General features: G+C 71.8%; 21 protein-coding genes and 1 pseudogene. 7 read left to right on the plus strand and 15 right to left on the minus strand.

Annotated features, from left to right (window positions below; all coding sequences use genetic code 11):
- Position 1: 1 nt before the first annotated feature.
- Positions 2–526 carry a 5-(carboxyamino)imidazole ribonucleotide mutase gene (purE, locus tag IE255_RS31735; RefSeq protein ID WP_190053847.1) on the minus strand — a complete coding sequence of 175 codons (525 nt, stop codon included), beginning with the start codon at positions 524–526 and terminating at the stop codon, positions 2–4.
- Positions 523–1,662: a 5-(carboxyamino)imidazole ribonucleotide synthase gene (locus IE255_RS31740; RefSeq protein ID WP_190053848.1), complete on the minus strand. Its 1,140-nt coding sequence runs from the start codon at positions 1,660–1,662 to the stop codon at positions 523–525. Before IE255_RS31740 ends, purE begins: the two co-directional genes overlap by 4 nt.
- A 163-nt stretch (positions 1,663–1,825) precedes the next feature.
- On the opposite strand from IE255_RS31740, the gene IE255_RS31745 reads away from it, so the two are divergent.
- On the plus strand, positions 1,826–2,332 hold the full coding sequence (locus tag IE255_RS31745; RefSeq protein ID WP_190053849.1) for a GtrA family protein: 507 nt from the start codon (positions 1,826–1,828) through the stop codon (positions 2,330–2,332).
- A gap of 15 nt (positions 2,333–2,347) precedes the next feature.
- On the opposite strand, the gene IE255_RS31750 is transcribed toward IE255_RS31745, so the two are convergent.
- Both IE255_RS31750 and IE255_RS31755 read right to left on the minus strand, forming a co-directional pair.
- Positions 2,348–3,625 carry a sensor histidine kinase gene (locus IE255_RS31750; protein WP_190053850.1) on the minus strand — a complete coding sequence of 426 codons (1,278 nt, stop codon included), beginning with the start codon at positions 3,623–3,625 and terminating at the stop codon, positions 2,348–2,350.
- Positions 3,626–3,653: 28 nt separating this feature from the next.
- The gene (locus IE255_RS31755) at positions 3,654–4,331 is read right to left on the minus strand and encodes a response regulator transcription factor (RefSeq protein ID WP_010034575.1); all 678 of its coding nucleotides are present in this window, start codon (positions 4,329–4,331) and stop codon (positions 3,654–3,656) included.
- Between the two features lie 516 nt (positions 4,332–4,847).
- Between IE255_RS31755 and IE255_RS31760 the strand changes: the two genes are divergently transcribed.
- On the plus strand, positions 4,848–6,386 hold the full coding sequence (locus IE255_RS31760; protein WP_190053851.1) for a peptide MFS transporter: 1,539 nt from the start codon (positions 4,848–4,850) through the stop codon (positions 6,384–6,386).
- Positions 6,387–6,459: 73 nt separating this feature from the next.
- On the opposite strand, the gene IE255_RS31765 is transcribed toward IE255_RS31760, so the two are convergent.
- From IE255_RS31765 to IE255_RS31780, 4 genes are all read right to left on the minus strand, one after another.
- Positions 6,460–7,461: a hypothetical protein gene (locus IE255_RS31765; RefSeq protein ID WP_190053852.1), complete on the minus strand. Its 1,002-nt coding sequence runs from the start codon at positions 7,459–7,461 to the stop codon at positions 6,460–6,462.
- Positions 7,462–7,711: 250 nt separating this feature from the next.
- Positions 7,712–8,416, minus strand: a complete 705-nt coding sequence (locus IE255_RS31770) for an LPXTG cell wall anchor domain-containing protein (protein WP_190053853.1) — start codon at positions 8,414–8,416, stop codon at positions 7,712–7,714.
- Positions 8,417–8,583: 167 nt separating this feature from the next.
- Positions 8,584–9,138 carry an ATP-binding protein gene (locus IE255_RS31775; RefSeq protein ID WP_190053854.1) on the minus strand — a complete coding sequence of 185 codons (555 nt, stop codon included), beginning with the start codon at positions 9,136–9,138 and terminating at the stop codon, positions 8,584–8,586.
- A 243-nt stretch (positions 9,139–9,381) separates the two neighbouring features.
- Positions 9,382–9,759: an STAS domain-containing protein gene (locus tag IE255_RS31780; RefSeq protein WP_114253355.1), complete on the minus strand. Its 378-nt coding sequence runs from the start codon at positions 9,757–9,759 to the stop codon at positions 9,382–9,384.
- 238 nt (positions 9,760–9,997) lie between these two features.
- On the opposite strand from IE255_RS31780, the gene IE255_RS31785 reads away from it, so the two are divergent.
- Positions 9,998–10,924, plus strand: a complete 927-nt coding sequence (locus IE255_RS31785) for an RNA polymerase sigma factor SigF (RefSeq protein WP_190053855.1) — start codon at positions 9,998–10,000, stop codon at positions 10,922–10,924.
- A 66-nt stretch (positions 10,925–10,990) separates the two neighbouring features.
- Here the strand turns inward: IE255_RS31785 and IE255_RS31790 are convergent, their stop codons facing one another.
- From IE255_RS31790 to hutU, 5 genes are read right to left on the minus strand one after another with little or no spacing between them, the layout of a single operon-like run.
- The gene (locus tag IE255_RS31790) at positions 10,991–11,296 is read right to left on the minus strand and encodes a hypothetical protein (protein WP_190053856.1); all 306 of its coding nucleotides are present in this window, start codon (positions 11,294–11,296) and stop codon (positions 10,991–10,993) included.
- 20 nt (positions 11,297–11,316) lie between these two features.
- The gene (gene hutI / locus IE255_RS31795) at positions 11,317–12,606 is read right to left on the minus strand and encodes an imidazolonepropionase (RefSeq protein ID WP_190053857.1); all 1,290 of its coding nucleotides are present in this window, start codon (positions 12,604–12,606) and stop codon (positions 11,317–11,319) included.
- On the minus strand, positions 12,603–13,937 hold the full coding sequence (locus IE255_RS31800; RefSeq protein WP_372487598.1) for a formimidoylglutamate deiminase: 1,335 nt from the start codon (positions 13,935–13,937) through the stop codon (positions 12,603–12,605). The genes hutI and IE255_RS31800 overlap by 4 nt, the downstream gene beginning before the upstream one ends.
- A complete protein-coding gene (locus IE255_RS31805; protein WP_190053859.1) occupies positions 13,934–15,151 on the minus strand; it encodes an allantoate amidohydrolase in 1,218 nt (405 codons plus the stop codon). The genes IE255_RS31800 and IE255_RS31805 overlap by 4 nt, the downstream gene beginning before the upstream one ends.
- Positions 15,148–16,812 carry a urocanate hydratase gene (gene hutU / locus IE255_RS31810; RefSeq protein WP_190053860.1) on the minus strand — a complete coding sequence of 555 codons (1,665 nt, stop codon included), beginning with the start codon at positions 16,810–16,812 and terminating at the stop codon, positions 15,148–15,150. The genes IE255_RS31805 and hutU overlap by 4 nt, the downstream gene beginning before the upstream one ends.
- Positions 16,813–16,989: 177 nt before the next feature.
- On the opposite strand from hutU, the gene IE255_RS31815 reads away from it, so the two are divergent.
- A complete protein-coding gene (locus IE255_RS31815) occupies positions 16,990–18,333 on the plus strand; it encodes a type III PLP-dependent enzyme domain-containing protein (protein WP_190054006.1) in 1,344 nt (447 codons plus the stop codon).
- 84 nt (positions 18,334–18,417) lie between these two features.
- Here IE255_RS31815 and IE255_RS31820 read toward each other — a convergent pair whose 3' ends face one another.
- Entirely contained in the window at positions 18,418–19,002 is a 585-nt protein-coding gene (locus tag IE255_RS31820; RefSeq protein WP_190053861.1) for a hypothetical protein, read from the minus strand.
- A 114-nt stretch (positions 19,003–19,116) separates the two neighbouring features.
- Entirely contained in the window at positions 19,117–19,959 is an 843-nt protein-coding gene (locus tag IE255_RS31825; RefSeq protein ID WP_190053862.1) for a MurR/RpiR family transcriptional regulator, read from the minus strand.
- 645 nt (positions 19,960–20,604) lie between these two features.
- Between IE255_RS31825 and IE255_RS40445 the strand changes: the two are divergent.
- The 3 genes and pseudogenes from IE255_RS40445 to IE255_RS39540 form a co-directional block, all read left to right on the plus strand.
- Positions 20,605–20,754 (plus strand): annotated as a pseudogene (locus tag IE255_RS40445) (amidase domain-containing protein); the annotation flags it as partial.
- A gap of 56 nt (positions 20,755–20,810) precedes the next feature.
- Positions 20,811–20,975 carry a hypothetical protein gene (locus IE255_RS39535; protein ID WP_229906678.1) on the plus strand — a complete coding sequence of 55 codons (165 nt, stop codon included), beginning with the start codon at positions 20,811–20,813 and terminating at the stop codon, positions 20,973–20,975.
- Between the two features lie 168 nt (positions 20,976–21,143).
- Complete coding sequence (locus IE255_RS39540; protein ID WP_229906679.1) at positions 21,144–21,560, plus strand: hypothetical protein; 417 nt, start codon at positions 21,144–21,146, stop codon at positions 21,558–21,560.
- Positions 21,561–21,778 lie beyond the last annotated feature (218 nt).

Genomic DNA, 21,778 nt, shown 5'->3' on the forward strand with positions numbered 1-21,778 from the left:
ATCACTTCCCGAAGCCGAAGCCGCCGCCCGCGCCCTCGACCTTGGCGCGCAGGCGCTTGCCCTTCTCGGTGGCCTGGTCGTTCAGCTCCTGCTGGAACTCGCGCATCCGGACGCGCAGGTCCTCGTCGTGCGCGGCGAGGATGCGGGCCGCCAGCAGGCCGGCGTTGCGGGCGCCGGCGACGGAGACCGTGGCGACCGGGACGCCGGCCGGCATCTGCACGATCGACAGGAGGCTGTCCATGCCGTCGAGGTACTTCAGCGGCACGGGTACGCCGATGACCGGCAGCGGGGTCACGGACGCGAGCATGCCGGGCAGGTGGGCGGCGCCGCCCGCGCCGGCGATGATCACCTTGAGCCCGCGCTCGTCGGCCTGCTCGCCGTACGCCACCATCTCGCGCGGCATGCGGTGGGCGGAGACGACGTCGACCTCGTAGGCGATCTCGAACTCGTCGAGGGCCTTCGCGGCGGCCTCCATGACGGGCCAGTCGGAGTCCGACCCCATGACGATGCCGACAACAGGGCTCATTCGGTGATCGTGCCTCTCAGGTAACCGGCTGCGTGACGGGCGCGCTCCAGCACGTCGTCCAGGTCGTCGCCGTAGGTGTTGACGTGACCGACCTTGCGGCCGGGCTTCACGTCCTTGCCGTACATGTGGATCTTGAGCTGGGGGTCGCGGGCCATGCAGTGCAGGTACGCGGAGTACATGTCCGGGAAGTCGCCGCCGAGGACGTTGACCATGACCGTCCACTTGGCGCGCGGGCGCGGGTCTCCGAGGGGCAGGTCCAGGACCGCGCGGACGTGGTTGGCGAACTGGCTGGTGACCGCGCCGTCCATCGACCAGTGGCCGGAGTTGTGCGGGCGCATCGCCAGCTCGTTGACGAGGATGCGGCCGTCGCGGGTCTGGAACAGCTCGACGGCGAGGTGGCCGACGACGCCGAGTTCCTTGGCGATGTTCAGCGCCATCTCCGAGGCCTCCAGCGCGAGGCCCTCGTCGAGGTCGGGCGCCGGGGCGATGACCGTGTCGCAGACGCCGTTCACCTGGCGGGACTCGACGACCGGGTAGGCGACGGCCTGGCCGTGCGGGGAGCGGACGACGTTGGCGGCGAGCTCGCGGACGAAGTCGACCTTCTCCTCGGCGAGCACGGGGACACCGGCCTTGAACGGGTCGGCGGCCTCCTCGACGGAGCCGACGACCCACACGCCCTTGCCGTCGTAGCCGCCGCGGACGGTCTTGAGGACGACGGGGAAGCCGTCCCCCTCGGCCGCGAACGCGGCCACGTCCTGCGGATCGGAAACGATCCTGTGTCTCGGGCAGGGCACGCCGATCGCGTCGAGCCTCGCACGCATCACGCCCTTGTCCTGGGCGTGCACGAGCGCGTCCGGGCCGGGGCGCACGGGGATGCCGTCCGCCTCCAGGGCCCTGAGGTGCTCGGTGGGTACGTGTTCGTGATCGAAGGTGATCACGTCGCACCCGCGTGCGAACTCGCGCAGCGTGTCCAGGTCGCGATAGTCGCCGACGACGACATCGCCCACGACCTGCGCGGCGGAGTCCTGCGGGGTGTCACTGAGGAGCTTGAACCTGATGCCGAGCGGGATGCCCGCCTCGTGTGTCATACGAGCGAGCTGGCCCCCGCCGACCATGCCGATTACCGGGAACGTCACTCCCCCAGAGTATCGGCCGCGCCGAGGTGGCCGGTTTCCTGTCCCTCCCGGGCCCTGTCCGGACCATCTCCGGCCGTCCACGGCCGTCCGCAGGAAGATCGCGCGGGAGGGTGGTTAGCATGGCTGGGTTGACGCCAACCGACGGACGGGGGCCTGCACGACCATGGGACATGGTGCCTCGCGGCTCCGACGGCTCTGTCGGGAAGCCGCCAAATTCGGCGCGGTGGGCGGGGCAGGTGTGCTCGTCAACCTCCTCGTGTTCAACCTGGTACGGCATGTGACCGACCTCCCGGTGGTCCGCGCGAGCGTCATCGCGACCGTCGTCGCGATCGTCTTCAACTACGTCGGCTTCCGCTACTTCACGTACCGCGACCGCGACAAGACCCGCCGTACGCGGGAGATGAGCCTGTTCCTGCTGTTCAGCGCGGTCGGGCTGGTCATCGAGAACGGCGTGCTCTACGCGGCCACGTACGGCTTCGGCTGGGACACCCCGCTCCAGAACAACATCTTCAAGTTCCTCGGCATCGGCATCGCGACCCTGTTCCGCTTCTGGTCGTACCGCACGTGGGTGTTCCGCGCGCTGCCGGGCCGGGAGGCCGTGGCGGACGCGGAGTCGATCCTGAAGCGGGAGCGGGCCAGGCAGTCCCGGACGAAGCAGCGGGTGCCGTAGCGGCCCCGGGCGGTCCTAGCGGACCGTCGGCTCGTCGTCGTTCTCCGGGTTCTTCCGTACCGGCGTGCGGGACAGGAACAGGCCGAAGACCGGGGGCTTGGTCTGGAGCATCTCCAGGCGGCCGCCGTCCGCCTCCGCCAGGTCGCGGGCCACGGCCAGGCCGATGCCCGTGGAGTTCCGGCCGCTGATCGCCCGCTCGAAGATGCGGGCGCCCAGGTCGGCGGGGACCCCGGGGCCCTCGTCCGTGACCTCGATGACCGCCTGGTTGCCGGTGACGCGGGTGCGCAGCGCCACCGTGCCGCCGCCGTGCATGAGGGAGTTCTCGATCAGCGCGGCCAGGACCTGCGCGACCGCGCCGGGCGTGCCCACCGCCTCCAGATGCCGCTTGCCGGAGCTGACGATCGCCCGGCCCGCGCTGCGGTAGGCGGGACGCCACTCGGCGAGCTGCTGCTGGATGACCTCGTCGAGGTCGAAGGTGACGGCGGAGCCGGTGCGCGGGTCGCGGGAGTTCGTCAGCAGCCGCTCGACGACGTCCGTGAGCCGCTCGACCTGCGTCAGCGCGATCGTCGCCTCCTCCTTCACCGTGTCCGGGTCGTCGGTGAGGGTGATCTCCTCCAGCCGCATGGACAGGGCCGTGAGCGGCGTCCGCAGCTGGTGGGAGGCGTCCGCGGCCAGGCGGCGTTCGGCGGTCAGCATGCGCGCGATGCGCTCGGCGGAGCCGTCCAGCACGTCCGCCACCCGGTCCAGCTCGGGCACCCCGTACCGCTTGTGCCGGGGGCGCGGATCGCCCGAGCCGAGCCGCTCGGCCGTCTCCGCGAGGTCGGTCAGCGGCGACGCCAGCCGGTTGGCCTGGCGGACCGCCAGCAGCACCGCGGCCACCACCGCCAGCAGCGCGACCAGCACGATGATCAGCAGGGTGCGGCCGACCTCCCGGGTCACCGTGGAGCGCGGCTCCTGGACGGTGACCGTCTCGCCCTCCTCGCCGGACGCGGTCTCGCTGATGACGTCGCCGGCCGGCTTGGTGCCGACCTCGATGGGCGCCTCGCCGGGGATCCGGATCACCGCGTAGTAGCGGTCCTGCGTGACCTGGTCGCGCAGCACCTCCGCGTCGACCTGCTGCTCGCCGAAGAGCCGGCTGTCGACGATGCTGGCCAGCCGGACCGCCTCGGACTCCACCCGCTCCTGGGCGCTGTTGCTGATGGTCCGGGTCTCGACGATGACGAGGGAGACGCCGAACACGGCGATCACGACGAGCACCACGGCGAGCGTGGACTGGATCAGTCGGCGGCGCATGTCCTGTTACCCGAGCCTGCCTCGCGGCTCAGCTCTTCTCGAAACGGAATCCCACACCGCGCACGGTGGCGATGTAGCGGGGGTTGGCGGCGTCGTCGCCGAGCTTCTTGCGCAGCCAGGAGATGTGCATGTCGAGGGTCTTGGTCGACGACCACCAGGTCGTGTCCCAGACCTCGCGCATCAGCTGGTCGCGGGTGACGACCCGGCCGGCGTCGCGCACCAGCACCCGCAGCAGGTCGAACTCCTTGGCGGTGAGCTGGAGCTCCTCCTCGCCCATCCAGGCGCGGTGCGACTCGACGTCGATGCGCACGCCGTGCGTGGCGGGCGGCTGCTGCGGCTCGGCGGCGCCGCGCCGCAGCAGGGCCCGGACGCGGGCGAGCAGCTCGGCGAGCCGGAACGGCTTGGTGACGTAGTCGTCGGCGCCCGCGTCGAGCCCGACGACGGTGTCCACCTCGTCGGCGCGCGCGGTGAGAATCAGAATCGGAATGCTGTGGCCTTCGCCACGCAGGCGGCGGGCCACCTCCAGACCGTCCATGCCGGGCAGACCCAGGTCGAGCACGACCAGGTCGACGCCGCCCTGCATTCCGGCGTCGAGAGCGGTGGGTCCGTCCTCACGCACCTCGACCTCATAGCCCTCCCGGCGCAGAGCACGGGCCAGCGGCTCCGAGATGGACGCGTCGTCCTCGGCGAGCAGTACTCGGGTCATGAGGTGATGGTAGACCTGCGAGGCCCTGAGCTGGGGTGTGACCGGAAGCCTTGATTCTTACCGTTGGCATACCCGCTTCTTACGTTCCACGGGAACGCGGCCGGACCTCTGCATTTGGGGTGCGATCCTGGTAAGGACCTTGGAAACCGGGTCTGCGGTTCCCCCGACACCTGTGATCCGTGTCTCAAGTCCTTCCATATGCGCCCGTGTCCTGCCGTATGGTGAATCAACGCCTGTAGCAGCATGGCGACCTTCGGAGGCTCTTTGCCCTGGAGGTCTCTTTTGTGTCCGGGCCGGTTTCCCGCCGGCCCCTACCTGTAACGACCTGTGGCCGGGCCTCCTCGTGCGGTGACGCGCGTAGAGGCGTGGATCCCGGTGGCGACCGCCCACCGCTCCGTGACCCGGAGCGGACCCCCGTAGGCGTCGGGCGGACGGCCGTACGCACCGGTGCCGGCAGCCCCCACCGGGCGCACCGCCGCTGTCGCGGGGGCGCGTCCCGAGCAGCAAGGAACGACCATGGCGTCCAGCCTGACGAAGGACTCGGCCCGCCCGGGCACCCCCGGCTCCGAGAAGACCTTCTTCGGCCACCCCCGCGGACTGGCCACCCTCTTCATGACCGAGATGTGGGAGCGGTTCAGCTTCTACGGCATGCGGGCCCTGCTCGTCGTCTACCTGCTCTCCGGCGGCCCCGACGCCAAGCAGGGCAGCATGGGCGGCGGTCTCGGCATGGACCTCGCCACCACGACGGCGATCTACTCGGTCTACCTGTCGATGGTGTACCTGCTCGCCCTGCCCGGCGGCTGGCTCGGCGACCGGGTCTGGGGACCGCGCAAGACGGTGACGATCGCGGCCGTCACGATCATGGCGGGCCACCTGGTGCTGGCCCTGCCCGGCGGCCAGGCGCCCTTCTTCGCCGGTCTGGCGCTGGTGGCGCTCGGCTCCGGCCTGCTCAAGGCCAACATCTCCACCATGGTCGGCCACCTCTACGACGGGCCGGACGACCCGCGCCGTGACGGCGGCTTCACGATCTTCTACATGGGCATCAACATGGGCGCCTTCTTCGCGCCGCTGATCATCGGCACCGTCGGCCAGCAGGTGAGCTGGCACCTCGGCTTCGGCCTGGCCGCGGTCGGCATGGGCATCGGTCTCGCCGCGTTCCTCATCGGCACCCGGAACCTGAGCCCGCAGAGCAACCTCGTGCCCAAGCCGCTGGCGGCCGAGGAGCGCACGTCCTGGCTGCGCAAGGGCCTGCTGTGGCTGATCGTCGCGGCCGTCTTCTACGGCGTCGTCGGCTTCACCGGCCACTTCACCCTCAACTGGGCGATGATCCCGCTCACCGTGATCGGGCTGATCATCCCGGCCGGCGTGCTGATCCGCATCAAGCGGGACAAGGAGCTCAGCGACGTCGAGCAGTCGAAGATGACCGGCTACATCTGGTTCTTCGTCGCGGCCGCCGTGTTCTGGATGATCTACGACCAGGGCGGTTCCACGGTCCAGGCGTTCGGTGAGACGAAGGCCTCCGGCTCGCTGCTCGGCTTCGACTTCCCGTCCTCCTGGTACCAGTCGCTGAACCCGGTGTTCATCATGGCGCTGGCCCCGGTCTTCGCCTGGTTCTGGCTGTGGCTGAACCGCAAGGGCAAGGAGCCGAGCACGGTCGCCAAGTTCGCCGCCGCGCTGTTCTTCATCGGCGTCTCGTTCTTCTTCTTCCTGCTGCCGCTGGGCATGGCCGACGGCGACACGCTGGTCAGCCCGATGTGGCTGGTGGGCATCTACCTGATCCAGACCGTCGGTGAGCTGTGCCTGTCGCCGGTCGGCCTGTCGGTGACGACGAAGATGGCCCCGGCCAAGTACGCCAGCCAGATGATGGGCGTCTGGTTCCTCGCGGTCACGGCGGGCGACTCGGTGACGGGTCTGCTCTCCAACCCGGCCGTCGGTGGCGTGGACCTGAGCGGCACCGGGGCGGTCGCCGTGGAAGCGGTGCTCGCCGCCCTCGCGGGTATCGCGGTGTACATGTACCGCCGGAAGGTCAAGTCCCTGATGGGCGACGTCCACTGACGCGCTCACCGGACCGGGAAGGGCCGTTGCACCTCGGGTGCGGCGGCCCTTCTTCCTTCATGCCTATCTCCTTTCATGTCTTTCCCGGTCCTGGCGGGTCGGCGTCCGGGGCGAACCAAGGCAGGTCCGAAGGCCGGCGGGCGGCGGGCAGCCGCAGCCGGCGGGCCGGGCGGGCCGCGTGGCCGGGGTGGCGTGGCCGTACGTGGTCGACCACGGCCAGGCCCGCGCGGAACAGCCCCGCCGGTACGACCAGCAGGACCAGGGCCCAGAACAGCGTCACCCCCCAGGGGCGGCCCACGCCCCAGGGGTGCTCGGCGAGGACCTTGCCGCCGTACTTGAGGGACACCGTGTAGTCGCCGTGCGCCCCGCCCGCGAGTTCCACGGGCAGCTCGATGCGCGCCTTCCCGCCGGGCGGGACGGTGCCGCGCCAGCGCTGGTCCTGCCACTGCGGGGCGAACACGCCGTGCGAGGTGCCGACCTGGAAGACGGGGTTCTTCACGGGGGACGTGCCGGCGTTGCCGACGGTGACCACCAGGGTCCGGGTGGGCGGGGAGCCGAACCAGGTCAGCAGCCCGCCGGAGCCGCGCAGCCGGGTGTCCGCGAGCAGGGTCAGCCGCCCTCCGGCCCGTTCCGCGGGCAGTGGCTCGACCGCGTGCCCGGCGACCTGGAGGGCCGCGTCTGCCTCTGCCTTCGCCCCGGTCACCGTCGCCACGTGCACCACGCAGGGGCAGGGCACCGGCGGCTCGACGACGGGCAGTTCCCGGCGGAAGCGCCCCTCGGCGTCGGTGGTGACGGCCCGGCCGTCGGCGTTGGCACAGGAGTTGGTGCCGCCGGTCACGCCCCGGTCCGGCTCGGCCTGCCCGCAGACCAGCAGCGTCAGCAGGGCGCGCGGCCGCCAGCCGCTGCCGGTGACGGTGACCGAGCCACCCGCCCCGGCCTCGGCCTCGGACAGCTCGACGACGGGCCGGTCCACCGCCCCGACGGGCCCGGCGCCCGCCAGGGCCAGCAGGAACGCCAGCAGGACCGCCAGCAGGACCGGCAGTGACAGGCGGGAAAGGCGGCCGGGGTACGGCATCGGGGGCTCCTGCGGGCGTGCGGGCGGGCAGGGGGTCGGCCGGGGAGTTCGGCTTCGGGGTGGGTGTGGCTTCGGGGTGGACGCGGGTTCGGCGTGGACGCGGGTTCGGCGTGGACGCGGGTTCGGCGGACGCCGGCTTTCTCGTGCGCCCGGCTTCGGCGTGCGTGCGGCTTCGGCGTGGACCCGGCCTCGGACCGGCCGACCGGGCGGGCGGGCGTACGACCGCGTGTTCACTGGTGCGGGCGTACGCTCAACGCCCCGCCCGCACCCCCTGGTGACGTCGCGTCAGCCAGAGCGCGCCCGCCGCGCCGGCGAGCAGCACCGTGCCACCGAGGGTGCCGAGGGCGACGGCCGAGTCCTCGGGCCCGGTCTGCGGCAGTTCGGCACCGGAGCCGGAACCGGAACCGGAGCCGCCGCCCTGGGCGGAGCCGGTGCCGCCGCCGCTCGCGGCCGTGACGTCGAGGGTCAGGGACGGGCCCGGGTCGTTCGTCGGGGTGCAGGTGGTCGTCGTGCCGAGTGCCTTGATGGTGAGCACGCCGGCCGTGAAGGTCACCTCGCCGCTCTTCTTCGGCGTGTACGTACCGCTCAGGTCGTTGATCTTGATGGGCGTGTTGGCCGGGATGGCGGCCCCATTGGCGGGGCCGGTCACCGTCAGGGTGCCGCTGTCGGCGCCGCCCAGGGCGATGGTCGCGCTCGGCGTCATCGCGCCCTTGCCGAGTTCGACCGGGCTGGAGGAGACGCCCTTCTGCCAGGACATGGTGATCCGGTAGCCGCTGCCGCTCCTGGCGCCCTCGATGTCGATGGGCGAGACGGCGCTCTTGTCGCCGATCGGCGTCTTGCACTGGTAGTTGACGTCGACGACCTCGGCCCGGGCCACGGGGGCGGCCATCCACACCGCCGAGCCGGCCAGGGCCGCGGCGGACGCGAGCGCGGCGGTTCGTTTCCGGTACGACACGGTGCCGCTCCCCTTCCTGTTCCTGACGGCGTATCAGATCGGGCCGTCAAGGTACGCCCGGGGAGTTGAGGAAGGAAGACACGGAGCACACCGGATCTGTGGCGATCCGGCGTGCGGTGAGTGACGTATGAGGGGATGCGCGGAGGAGGAGCCGTGGGGCTCCCGGGTCAGGCCGGTGCGCCCAGTTCGGCCCAGACCGTCTTCCCGGCGACCCCCGGGCTGCGCACGACGCCCCAGTCCAGGCACAGCCGCTGGACGATGAACATGCCGTGCCCGCCCGGGCGCCCCGCCCGGTGGGGCGTGCGCGGGGCGGGCTGGCCGGTGCCCCGGTCGGAGACCTCTATGCGGATCACCTTGTTGTCGCAGGTGATCCGGAGCTGGTCCGGCCCCTCGGCGTGCAGGCAGGCGTTGGTGACCAGCTCGGAGACGACGAGCAGCACATCCTCGGCGGCGGCCCGCTGGTCGGCGGAGGCCGCCGGCAGCCAGCCCCACGCGTACAGCGCCTGACGGGTGAAGTCGCGAGCGAGCGGGACCACGCCGCTCTCGCCGCCGAAGCTCAGCCGGCGCACCTGCCGGCCCCCCGGCGGCGCCGCAGCTCCGGACGGCGCCGCCATGCCCTCGCCGGACGCACCGGCCTCCGCCACGCCACCCTCGGACGCCCCGGAAGCGCCGCTGGGCTCCGGCCCGCGGTCGCCCGGCGAGTAAGGCCGGGTGGTGCTCATCAGCGCTTCACCTCACCGATTCACCAGTTCACGATTCAAAAAATTCAGTGCACAGTCAGTCACGCAGTGCGCGGCACGTCGGTTGCGCGGCGCTCCCACCACCCTGGTGGCCGACATGTTCAGGATGTCTCCTGCCCTGGCGGACCGGCAGAACACCCCCCTCTTCGGCACGAAAGGCGTGACAGGGATAGGACGCCGGTCACAGAGGGACGGCCGGGTCACGGCGCGCCGACGCACCGCCGGTCAGCCCGACTCGTCGGCCAGTGCCGCCTGGAGGGTGTCATGGACGCTGAAGACCGCGTCCGCCCCCGTGATTTCGAACACGCGTGCTACTACCGGCTGCATCCCGACCAGCGCCACACCGCCGCCGGCGGCCTCCGCCTTCAGTCGTGCGCCGAGGAGCACGTTCAGCCCCGTGGAGTCGCAGAACTCCAGGCGCGCGCAGTCGATGACCAGGCGCTTGAATCCCTTGGCGAGGCAGTCGTCGAGCGGCTCACGCAACAGATCGGCGGTGTGGTGATCCAACTCACCCGCCGGGGTCACGACGGCACTAGAGCCCTCTTCCCGCACCTCCACCAGAAGCCGGCCAGACTGTGCGCTGCCGACCGTCCCGCGGTCCATGCCGTCTCTCTCTCCCGACGTCGTGACTGTTGCTGACGCCCTCGAACACTACGCCTTCCCGCCACACTCCGACACCCGAACAAGCGCACACAAACGGACATATGCCCACAGAACGCACTTGCGGTGGGCTCGGGAAAGCGGGTAGGCCTAGTAAGGACACGTAACCGACACGGCCGGCTTTGGAGGCGCCGCACACCGCAGTGCACGTACTGGCTCCGGCAGCCATATGCCGAGAACGATGGAGGACATCATGTCACCCCGGCTCGACGCATCGCGTACCCAGAAAGCGACGTCGACACCCCCTCCGGAACATCTGGATCCCATCGAGCAGGATGAGACGCTCGTCACACAGGACGACCTCCTCTCCGGACTTCCGGACATCCCCCCGTACGAGGAAGTCGACGCGGTCGACGCACGGGCCCTGTCCAAGACCCTCTTCGAGCGCCTCGAGTCGCTGGAGGAAGGCACCCGTGAGTACTCGTACGTCCGCAACACACTCGTCGAACTGAACCTCGCGCTGGTCAAGTTCGCCGCCTCCCGGTTCCGCTCCCGCAGCGAGCCGATGGAGGACATCATCCAGGTCGGCACCATCGGCCTGATCAAGGCGATCGACCGCTTCGAGCTGTCTCGGGGTGTCGAGTTCCCCACGTTCGCCATGCCGACCATCGTCGGCGAGATCAAGCGCTTCTTCCGCGACACCTCGTGGTCCGTGCGCGTTCCGCGGCGGCTCCAGGAGCTCCGGCTCGACCTGGCCAAGGCCGGTGACGAGCTGGCCCAGAAGCTGGACCGCGCCCCGACGGTGGCCGAACTGGCCGAGCGGCTCGGCATCTCCAACGACGAGGTCGTCGAGGGCATGGCCGCGTCGAACGCCTACACCGCCTCCTCGCTGGACGCCCAGCCGGAGGAGGACGACTCCGAGGGCGCGCTCGCGGACCGCATCGGCTACGAGGACCACGGACTCGAAGGCATCGAGTACGTCGAGTCGTTGAAGCCGCTGATAGCGGAACTCCCGCCGCGCGACCGGAAGATCCTGTCCCTGCGGTTCGTCGCCGGCCTGACCCAGTCGGAGATCGGCGAGGAGCTGGGCATCTCCCAGATGCACGTCTCGCGTCTGCTGTCGCGGACGCTGGTACGGCTGCGCAAGGGGCTGACGGTCGAGGAGTGATCCTCACGGGGTGACGCTGTCCCAGGGGGCGGACCAAACGGTCCGCCCTCCCCTTGTGTTCCCTCCTCACGGTGAGTAGAGGATGAGCCCCGTGGTCGGCACGAAGGTGGCCAGCGCGCTGAGCGGCCAGTAGGTGCGCGGTGTGAGCGAACTGCGGCGCGCGAGGGAACGGTTCACGGCCGACCAGAGCATGACGTAGGGGCCGACGATGACGGCGGCGATCGGCAGCCAGAGCACCATGGGGTCGTCGTCCGTCGGTTCGGGGCCGCTCAGCCAGCTCGCCGCGAGGAAGTACAGCAGCCAGATCGGTACCACGCCCGGGATTCCGAGGAGCACGTTCGCCCCCAGGGCCACCTGCCACCGTCCGGTCACCCGCCCCGCCCTTCCCTTGGTCAGAGCACCCTCTCACCACGCCGCCAGACCCCGGTGACCAGGGGCACGCCGGGGCGGTAGGCGAGGTGGACGTGGCTCGGGGCGTCGAGGAGCGCCAGATCCGCGTACGCGCCCGGGGTGAGGCGGCCGACGTCGGTGCGCCGGAGGGCCGCCGCGCCGCCCGCCGTGGCCGACCAGACGGCCTCGTCCGGGGTCATGCCCATGTCCCGTACGGCGAGCGCGATGCAGAACGGGACGGAGGAGGTGAAGGACGAGCCCGGGTTGCAGTCGGTGGAGAGGGCGACGGTGGCGCCCGCGTCGAGCAGGCGGCGGGCGTCCGGCCACTCGGCCCGCGTGGAGAACTCGGCGCCCGGCAGGAGGGTGGCGACGGTGTCGCTGTTCGCGAGCGCGTCCACGTCCTCGTCGGTCAGGTGGGTGCAGTGGTCGGCGCTGGCCGCGTCGAGTTCGACCGCCAGCCGGACGCCCGGGCCGTACGACAGCTGGTTGGCGTGGATGCGCGGGTGCAGGCCCTTGGCCTTGCCCGCGGTCAGGATCGCCCGGGCCTGGTCGCCGTCGAAGGCGCCCCGCTCGCAGAAGACGTCGATCCAGCGGGCGTACGGGGCGCAGGCGTCGAGCATCTCGCCGGTGACGAGGGCGACGTACGACGCCGGGTCCTCGGCGTGGTCCGGCGACACGATGTGGGCGCCGAGGTAGGTGACCTCGTCGGTGTGGGCGGCGGCGATGCGCAGGGCCCGGGCCTCGTCCTCGACGGTCAGGCCATAGCCGGACTTGGTCTCCAGGGTGGTGGTGCCCTGGCGGAGGGCCTCGCGCAGGTAACGGGTGAGGTTGGCCTCCAGTTCCTCGTCGCTCGCGGCCCGGGTGGCGGCGACGGTCGTGCGGATGCCGCCGGCGCTGTACGGCCGCCCCGACATGCGGGCGTTGAACTCCTGCGTCCGGTCGCCCGCGAAGACCAGGTGGGAGTGGGAGTCGACGAAGCCGGGGACGACCGCCCGGCCGCCCGCGTCGACCCGATTGTCAGTGGCGGGTGCTTTGCTTTGATCACCGGTCCACGCGATGCGGTCGCCTTCGATGACGACGGCCGCGTCCTGGACCAGTCCGAGGGGGGAATTGTCACCGAGGGAGGGGTCGTTGGTGACCAGGCTGGCGATGTTGGTGATGAGCGTGCTTGCGGTGCTCGCGGAGTGGGCGGGGCTGACGGTCGTCGCGTTGCTCATGGCGTCCTTGGTGGCCTGGTCGGCGGTGGGGTCGGGTCCGGAGGCGGGCCGCGGTGGCGGGCGGCCCGGGGTCATCCGCGCAGGGCTGCGACGGCGTCCGCGAGGGCTTTCGGCACATCGGGTACGAGGCGGTGGACCCCGTCCCGTACGACGTGCCGGCCTCCCACGACCGTATGCGACACGTCTGCTGCCGACGCGGCGAATACGGCCGACTCGGCCCCGAGCCGCGGAAGCGGCCCTGCCGTCCTGACCGAGTCGAGGGCGATCGTCGTGAAGTCGGCGAGCGCGCCGGGCTCCAGGGTGCCCGCCTCGTCCCAGCCGAGGGCCGCGTGGCCGTCGGCCGAGGCGGCCCGCAGCAGGGCGGCCGCCGTCCAGTGACCCCGGGTGCGGGTGCGCAGCCGCTCGTTCAGCTCCATCGCCCGCGCCTCTTCGAGCAGGTCGATCACGGCGTGGCTGTCGGAGCCGAGGCAGAGCCGGGAGCCTTCGTTCTGGAGGGCGACCGCGGGTCCGATGCCGTCGGCCAGGTCCCGCTCGGTCGTCGGGCACATGCAGGTGCCGGTGCCGCTGGAGCCGATGAGGGAGATGTCCTCGGCGGTGAGGTGGGTGTTGTGGACGCCGGTGGTGCGCGGCCCGAGCACGCCGTGCAGGGCGAGGAGCTGGGCCGGGGTGCAGCCGTGGGCTTCCCGGCAGGCGTCGTTCTCGGCGGTCTGCTCGGACAGGTGCACATGGAGCGGGGCCCGCCGCTCCTCGGCCCACCGTGCCACGGTCTCCAACTGGTCGGCGGGCACGGCCCGTACGGAGTGGATCGCCGCTCCGATCCGCGCGTGATCCCGGTCCTTGAGAACTGAACAGCGTTCGGCCCAGGCGTCCGCCGTGCCGTCGGAGAAGCGGAGCTGGTGGGTGGTGGGCGGCTGTCCGAAGCCGGAGGAGAGGTAGGCGGTGTCGAGGAGGGTGATGCGGATCCCGGCTTCGGCGGCGGCCGCGACGAGGGCCTCGCCCATCGCGTTGGGGTCGGCGTAGGGGGTGCCGCCGGGGGCGTGGTGGACGTAGTGGAACTCGCCGACCGCCGTGATGCCGGCCAGGGCCATCTCGGCGTACACGGCGCGGGCCAGGGCGTGGTAGGTGTCCGGGGTGAGCCGGGCGGCCGTGGCGTACATGACCTCGCGCCAGGTCCAGAAGGTGCCGGAGCCGACCTGGGCGGTGCCGCGCAGGGCGCGGTGGAAGGCGTGGCTGTGGGCGTTGGCCAGGCCGGGCAGGGTGAGTCCGCGGAGGATCTCGGCGCCGGGGGGCGGGGTGGTGACCTCGGACCGGACGGCGGTGATGCGACCGTCCGCCGTGTCCACGGCCACGCCGGGCTCGACGTGGGTGTCGAGCCAGGCGTGCTCCAGCCAGTACGTCTGTGTCACGTGCACGCCAGTCCTTCCAGTACGTCGGCGAGTGCGAGCACCCCGGCCACGCAGTCGTCCTCGGTCGCCGACTCGGCCGGCGAGTGGGAGACGCCGGTGGGGTTGCGCACGAACAGCATGGCGGTCGGGATGCTCCCGGAGAGGATCCCGGCGTCGTGTCCGGCGCCGGTGCCGAGGACGGGGACCTTGAGGTCGGCGTCCGTGCCGAGGATGCGGGCGAGTTCGTCGCGCAGGGCGTGGTCGAACTCGACGACGGGGGTGAACGACTCGCGGACGACGGCGAGATCGACGCCGTGTTCCTGTGCGTACGCGCGGGCCGCCTTCTCGATGCCGCCGATCACGGTGTCGAGGGTGTGCTGCTCGGGCGCGCGCGAGTCGAGCCAGCCGCGCACCAGGGAGGGGATGGCGTTGACGCCGTTCGGCTCGACGGCGATCTTGCCGAAGGTGGCGACGGCACCGGCGAGTTCGGCCTCGCGGCGGGCGGCGAGGACGGTCTCGGCGTAGGACAGCATGGGGTCGCGCCGGTCGGCGAGGCGGGTGGTGCCGGCGTGGTTGGCCTCGCCCCGGAAGTCGAACCGCCAGCGGCCGTGCGGCCAGATGGCACTGGCGATGCCGACCCGGTCGCCGGACAGGTCCAGGGCCCGGCCCTGCTCGACGTGCAGTTCGACGAAGGCGCCGATGCGGGCGAGCCGCTCGGGGTCGGGCCCGATGGCGTCCGGGTCGTATCCGGCGGCCTCCATGGCGCGGGGCAGGGTGGTCCCGTCCCCGTCGGTCAGCCGGTGGGCGTCCTCGACGGTGAGCTGCCCCGCCGTGAGCCGGGAGCCGACGCAGGCGAGCCCGAACCGGGCGCCCTCCTCGTCGCCGAAGTTGACGATGCCGAGCGGCCTGGTGAGCTCCGCTCCCCTGCCCCGCAGCTCGTCGAGCGCCGCGAAGGACGACACGACGCCCAGGGGCCCGTCGAAGGCGCCCCCGTCGGGCACGGAGTCGAGATGCGACCCGGTGACGACGGCGTCGCCCCGGGCGGGGTCCCCGAGCCAGGCCCACTGGTTGCCATTGCGGTCGGCCTCGTACGTCAGCCCGCGCGCCTCGGCCTGCTGCCTGAACCAGGCCCGGCAGTCGAGGTCGGCGCCGGTCCAGGCGAAGCGGCGGTAGCCGCCGGAGGCGGAGCTGCGGCCGACCGGCAGCAGCTCCGCCCACATGCTGTGGAAGGTCACGCCTGGTCACCCTCACGCATCGGCACCCGCACGCCCCGCTCCCCCGCCACCGACTCCGCGATGTCGTACCCGGCGTCGACATGCCGGATCACGCCCATGCCCGGGTCGTTGGTGAGGACCCGGCGGATCTTCTCGCCGGCGAGCCGCGTGCCGTCGGCCACGGTGACCTGCCCGGCGTGGATCGACCTGCCCATGCCGACCCCGCCGCCGTGGTGGATGGAGACCCAGGACGCCCCGGACGCCACGTTCACCATCGCGTTGAGCAGCGGCCAGTCGGCGATCGCGTCGGAGCCGTCGAGCATGGCCTCGGTCTCCCGGTAGGGGGAGGCGACGGAGCCGCAGTCGAGATGGTCGCGGCCGATGACGACCGGGGCCGCCAGCTCCCCGCTCGCGACCATGTCGTTGAACCGCTCGCCGGCCTTGTCCCGCTCGCCGTAGCCGAGCCAGCAGATGCGGGCGGGCAGGCCCTGGAAGTGGACCCGTTCCCCGGCCATCTTGATCCAGCGGGCCAGGGACTCGTTCTCCGGGAAGAGGTCGAGGATCGCCTTGTCGGTCTTGGCGATGTCGGAGGCCTCGCCGGACAGGGCGGCCCAGCGGAAGGGGCCCTTGCCCTCGCAGAACAGCGGGCGGATGTAGGCGGGGACGAAGCCGGGGAAGGCGAAGGCCCGGTCGTAACCGGCGAGCCGGGCCTCGCCGCGGATGGAGTTGCCGTAGTCGAAGACCTCCGCGCCGGCGTCCAGGAAGCCGACCATGGCCTCGACATGGCGGGCCATGGACTCGCGGGCCCGGGTGGTGAAGCCGGCCGGGTCCTTGGCGGCGTAGGAGGCCATCTCGTCGAAGTCCACGCCCAGCGGCAGGTAGGACAGCGGGTCGTGCGCCGAGGTCTGGTCGGTCACGATGTCGATGGGGGCGCCCATGGCGAGGAGCTGCGGCACGAGTTCGGCGGCGTTGCCGAGGACGCCGATGGACAGGGGCCGGCGGGCGTCGCGGGCCTCGGTCGCCAGCTGGAGCGCGTGGTCGAGGCTGTCGGCCTTCACGTCCAGGTACCGGTGCTCGATGCGCCGCTCGATCGCGCGCGGGTCGCAGTCGACGCAGATCGCCACACCGTCGTTCATCGTGACGGCGAGCGGCTGGGCGCCGCCCATGCCGCCGAGACCGGCGGTCAGCGTGATCGTGCCCGCCAGGGAGCCGCCGAACTTCTTCGCGGCGACGGCGGCGAAGGTCTCGTAGGTGCCCTGGAGGATGCCCTGGGTGCCGATGTAGATCCAGGAGCCGGCGGTCATCTGGCCGTACATGGTCAGGCCCAGCTGTTCGAGGCGGCGGAACTCCTCCCAGGTGGCCCAGTCGCCGACGAGGTTGGAGTTGGCGATGAGGACGCGCGGGGCCCACTCGTGGGTCTGCATGACACCGACCGGGCGGCCGGACTGGACCAGCATGGTCTCGTCCTGCTTCAGGCCCTTCAGCGTCCGCACCATCGCGTCGAAGGAGCGCCAGTCGCGCGCCGCCTTGCCCGTGCCGCCGTAGACGACGAGCTTGTCGGGGTGCTCGGCGACCTCCGGGTCGAGGTTGTTCTGCAGCATCCGCAGCGCGGCTTCCTGCTGCCATCCCAGGGCGCTCGGTTCCGTGCCGCGCGGCGCTCGGACGGTGCGGGGTCCTGACATGGGCTGCCTCCTGGTGGGTGCGTGGTGCTCCCGGCGGGTTGTTGCTGCGGTTATTCACATCCTGACCGCCTGAATAGGGCTAGTCAATACGCCGGGGGGTCGGCGCGGCGGGGCCGTGGATGTTTGGCTGGATGCATGGGCGCACAGGGCGAGGCAGAAGAGGCGGCGGGGAGCGGCATGGGCGGCGACGGTCAGGAGGGCGGCTCCGGCGCCGGGCGGGCGGCCCGGCGGGACGAGGCGGTACGGGCGGCGGTGGAGCAGGGGCTGCTGGGTCCCGCCAGCCCCATCGTCGGGCTGCTGGACGTCACCGGCATCCGGGAGTCGGCGGCGGAGCTGCGGGCGGCGTTCGACGCGGTGGTGGCGCCGGGCACGCCCGTGCTGCACGCCTTCGCGGTGAAGGCGACCCCGCTGGTGCCGGTGCTGCGGCTGCTGCGCGAGGAGGGTGTCGGCGCGGAGGTGGCGAGCCCGGGTGAGCTGGCGCTGGCCCGGGCGGCGGGGCTGCCGCCGGCCATGACGGTGCTCGACTCGCCCGCGAAGACGCCGGCCGAGCTGCGCGAGGCGCTGTCCCTGGGCATCGCCGTCAACGCGGACAACCCGCAGGAGCTGGCGCGCATCGACGCGCTGATGCTGTCGGGGACCAGCCGCTCGCCCCTGGGGATCCGGGTGAACCCGCAGGTCGGCGGGGGTTCCATCGAGGCGTTGTCGACGGCGACGGCCACCTCGAAGTTCGGGGTGGCGCTGCGCGACGAGGGCGCCCGGGAGTGGGTCGTACGGGCGTATCTGGACCGGCCGTGGCTGACCCGGCTGCACGCGCACACGGGGTCCCAGGGGATCCCGCTGTCGCTGATGGTGAAGGGCGTGGCGGAGACGTACGGGCTCGCGGAGGAGATCAACCGGCGGGCCGGGCGGCACCAGGTCGACACGCTCGACATCGGCGGCGGGCTGCCGGTGAACTTCGCGTCGGACGCGACGACGCCGACGTACGCGCAGTACGCGCGGATGCTGGCGGAGGCGGTGCCGGGGCTGTTCGACGGGCGGTACGGGCTGGTCACCGAGTTCGGGCGGTCACTGCTGGCGAAGCACGGGACGGTGGTGGCGCGGGTCGAGTACGCGAAGGCCTCCGGCGGGCGGGCGGTCGCGGTGACGCACGCGGGTGTGCAGGTTGCGGCGCGGACCGTCTACGCGCCGGGGAGCTGGCCGTTGCGGATCGCCGCGTATGACGCGAAGGGGCGGGTGAAGGACGGGCCCGTCGTGGTCCAGGACGTCGCGGGGCCGGCCTGCTTTGCCGGGGATCTGCTGGCGGAAGGGCGGTCCATGCCGCTGCTGGAGCAGGGGGACTACGCGGCGGCGCTGGACACGGGGGCGTACTACTTCGCGCATCATTACGCGTACAACTCGCTGGTCCGGCCCGCCGTGTACGGGTTCTGGCCGGAGGGGCGCTTCGCGGTGGTGCGGCGGGCGCAGAGCGTGGAGGAGATCGTGGCCGAGTCCGGTGGGGCGCAGGTGGATGCGTTGACGTAGGCGCCGTGGGTGGCTGGTGCCGTCCCCGGGCTGCCGGTGCGTTGTGGCTTGTCGCGCAGTTCCCCGCGCCCCTGGAACCCCAGGTCAGACCAGCGCCGGGGTCTTCCTCCGCGCTCCGCCCGGGGCCGCGTCGCCCGCTGCGATGCCCGTGCTGCGGTAGGCCTTGACCCGCTTGCCCGCGGGGTGGGCCACGCCGCCGCGCAGCCAGTCCACCCGGACCCACAGCAGGGCCTCGCCGGCCCGCTCGCGGCGGCCCAGCCAGGCCGCCTTCAGCCACAGGCCCGCTCCGCAGCCGGCCAGCAGCATGCCCCCGGCCGCCGGCACCGCGAAGGCGCTGCCCAGGGCGGCGAGGAAGGCGAGCAGAAGCCACCAGCGGTGGTGGCGGCGCCAGTTGCGTGCCGTCACCGCGCGGTCCTGGAGTACGTCGTGCTTGCCGGCGCGGGCCGCGGCGGCGGCCAGCGTGACGTAGCGCTTGCGTCGCCCCAAGGCCACCACGGCCGCCGCCAGGACGAACAGCGCCGCCCCGGCCAGGACGCCGATGCGGCGTCCGGTCAGGCCCGGTGCCGCCAGGCCGATACCGGCCGCGAAAACGCCCAGCCACCACAGCGGGGCGGCCCCCGCCCGTACGACGACGGCCACCCGAGCCAGCCCCTGTCCTCCGCGCGTCACGTTCAGCCTCCGTCCGGATCCGAAGTGTCTGAAGGGTGTTTCTGAAGGGAGTTGTAGAAGACACACGTTAGCGACGCAACGTGAGATGAGTCTGAGAATCCGGAGCGCGCGCCGTCAGTCGACGAACAGGCCCCGTGCCGCCGCCCTCGCGTCGAACTCCTCCAGGCGGGACTGGGCCTCGGGCAGGTCGTCGCACATCGCCTCCAGCAGGACCCGGCCGAGCAGCATCGGGGCGCAGGCCGTGTCGAAGGCGAGGCCGGTGCCGACGGCGGCGGGCAGCAGCAGGTCGGACACCTTGGCGACGGGCGCGAAGGCGGAGTCGGCGACCGTGACGACGGTCAGCCCGGCCTCCTTGGCGTAGGCGAGGGTGTCGACGACCTCGCGGGGGTGCCGGGGCAGCGCGAAGCACAGCAGTGCGGTCGCGCCGGCCCGGACGGCGGCGTCGATGCGGTCGTGGAGCACCGTGCCGCCCTCGTTGAGGAGCCGCACGTCGGGGTGGACCTTGGCGGCGAAGTAGGCGAAGCCGTGCGCCTGGGCGGCCGCCGCCCGCAGCCCGAGGACCGGCAGCGGCCGGGAGGCCGCGAGGAGGCGCCCGGCCCGCTGCACCGGACCCGGGTCGGCCAGCGCCTCCGCCAGGTGCCGCAGGTTGTCGATCTCGGCCTCGACGGCCTGCTGGTACTCGTTGGCGGACCCCGCCTCCGCCGCGGGTTCGGCCGGGGCGACCTCGCGCAGGTGGCGGCGCAGGTCCGGGTAGCCGTCGAAGCCGAGGGCCACGGCGAAGCGGGTCACGGAGGGCTGGCTGACCCCGGCCAGCTCGGCGAGCTCCACGCTCGACAGGAACGGCACGTCGGCGGCGCGCCGCACCATGCTGTGCGCGATGCGCCGCTGGGTCGGCGTCAGCCGGTGCCCCTCGAAGAGCGCCTGGAGCCGCGCGGCAGGGCTGTCGGTCCCGCTCATGACGTGCTCCCCCTCGCCTATTCAGTAGCTGAGGATTCTGCATGAGCATATGCAGCCCGGCAAGCGGCGGCAGGGCGGTCCCCAGTCCGATGAGAGCGGCAGGTCAAAATGAGAGTGTCCCTCAAAATGAGAGTGCACTTTAGCGCTGGTCACAGCCCCACTCGCGGATGATGCCTTCGAATCGTGGGTGGACCGGATGGCGCGAGCGAACAGGTGCCCACCGGCCGAGATCCCCGACCTCATGGGACTGCGCCTTCGAGGGGTTCTTCGGACGTCCGGCCGCAGACCGTGTATGCGGCGACGGGTGTTCCCGGCGACCTGGTGGACGGGATGCATCTGTCCGTTTTCGAGGGCGGACCGTTGAGCGTGGCGGCGGTGCTCTCGGCAGGCAAGGCGCGTCGGCCATGGACAGGGCGGGAGTGGGCGACGGTCTACGGCAGCCGCGCCTGTCCGTAGAGTGGTTCGCGCGCGTGTGCGATCTTGGTGCGACTGGGGCTGCCGAGGGTCTTGAGGCGTCTGCCGGATGTGCCTGACTGGTGCAGCCCGGTTCTGCTGGAGGAACGCTTCGATCGTGGGATGCACCGGAGCCGGTTCGCGTGGGGGCCGGCGTCGGCCGAGGCCGCGGCGGCGTTCCTCACGGTGGTGATGCCTCTGCCGGCGGCGGCCGACGTGCGGGAGTTGTCGCGGCGGCTGGCACCACTGGTGCGGACGGCTGCATACAACTCCGACTACCGCAAGTGCAACTACGTCGCGGGCGACTGCACCAACCTCATCAGCCAGGCGCTGCGGGCAAACGGGCGGGCGGGCGGCTGGAAGAACGACTCCGACTGGTACAAGAGCTACAAGAACTGGTGGTACAACTCCTCGAGACGACGTCTTGGATCAACGTCAACCACTGGGCGTCCTTTGCGCTGCACAGCGATCGGGCCTACAACCTGGACAACGTGTACAAGCTGGGTCTCGGGGACATCCTCCAGATGGACTTCAGCGGCAACAGGTCCAAGACCACTCCATGATCACCACGTACAAGAGCGGCGGGGTGCCCTACCTGACCTACCACTCGACCAACACCTACCGGAAGTCGGTGAAGAGCCTTGTGGCGCAGTACCCGCGCGCGACGTATCACGCCTTCCGCACCTGGCGGGAGCGGACACCGCCCGTGGCAGCGTCGCGCCGGGCTGCTCATGGCCGTCCTCTGTGCGGTACTGCTCACGGCGTGCGGCGGCGGAGACGGGTCCGACAGAGCGAAGTCTCCTGACCTTGCCGACCAGGACCGCTTCCTGCGGGACTACGTACAATTCCTCAACGCCTCGGACCAGGAGGGGCTGGGCCGGTTGCTCGACGCCCACCCCCAGGGTTCGCGGGACGCCCGCGCCCGGATCAAGGCGTACGGCGGACAGGACTGGGACGTCCGGTGGATCCGCACCTCGGAGTTCGCGGGCGTGTGGACAGTGAACGTGACCGGCACCGCGCGTGCCGAGCGCAAACCTGTCCGGGTCACCGAGACGATCACCTGGGAGGACGCGCACTGGGTGATGGCCCCACTGCCGGGCGTCGTGCCGACGCCGTCGAACGCGGCGGGGACGGAACCTCCGGGGTGAGCGCGGCGCCACCAGGCGCGTGAGGACGAAGGACGAGAGGTCCGCGCCATGGCTTCCAGGGCGCGGACCTGCTTCCGCGAAGATCGCCACGTACGCGCCACGACGAGCCGCGTGCCATGCCCCAGCACGAGGCCGAGTTGCCCATCGCCTCTGTGGAGGGGTGGAGCAAGCCACTGCACCGGACCAGTGTGTGGATGACGCACCCGCTGGACCGCGCG

This window comes from Streptomyces lomondensis, from assembly GCF_014651035.1.
Lineage (GTDB): Bacteria > Actinomycetota > Actinomycetes > Streptomycetales > Streptomycetaceae > Streptomyces > Streptomyces lomondensis.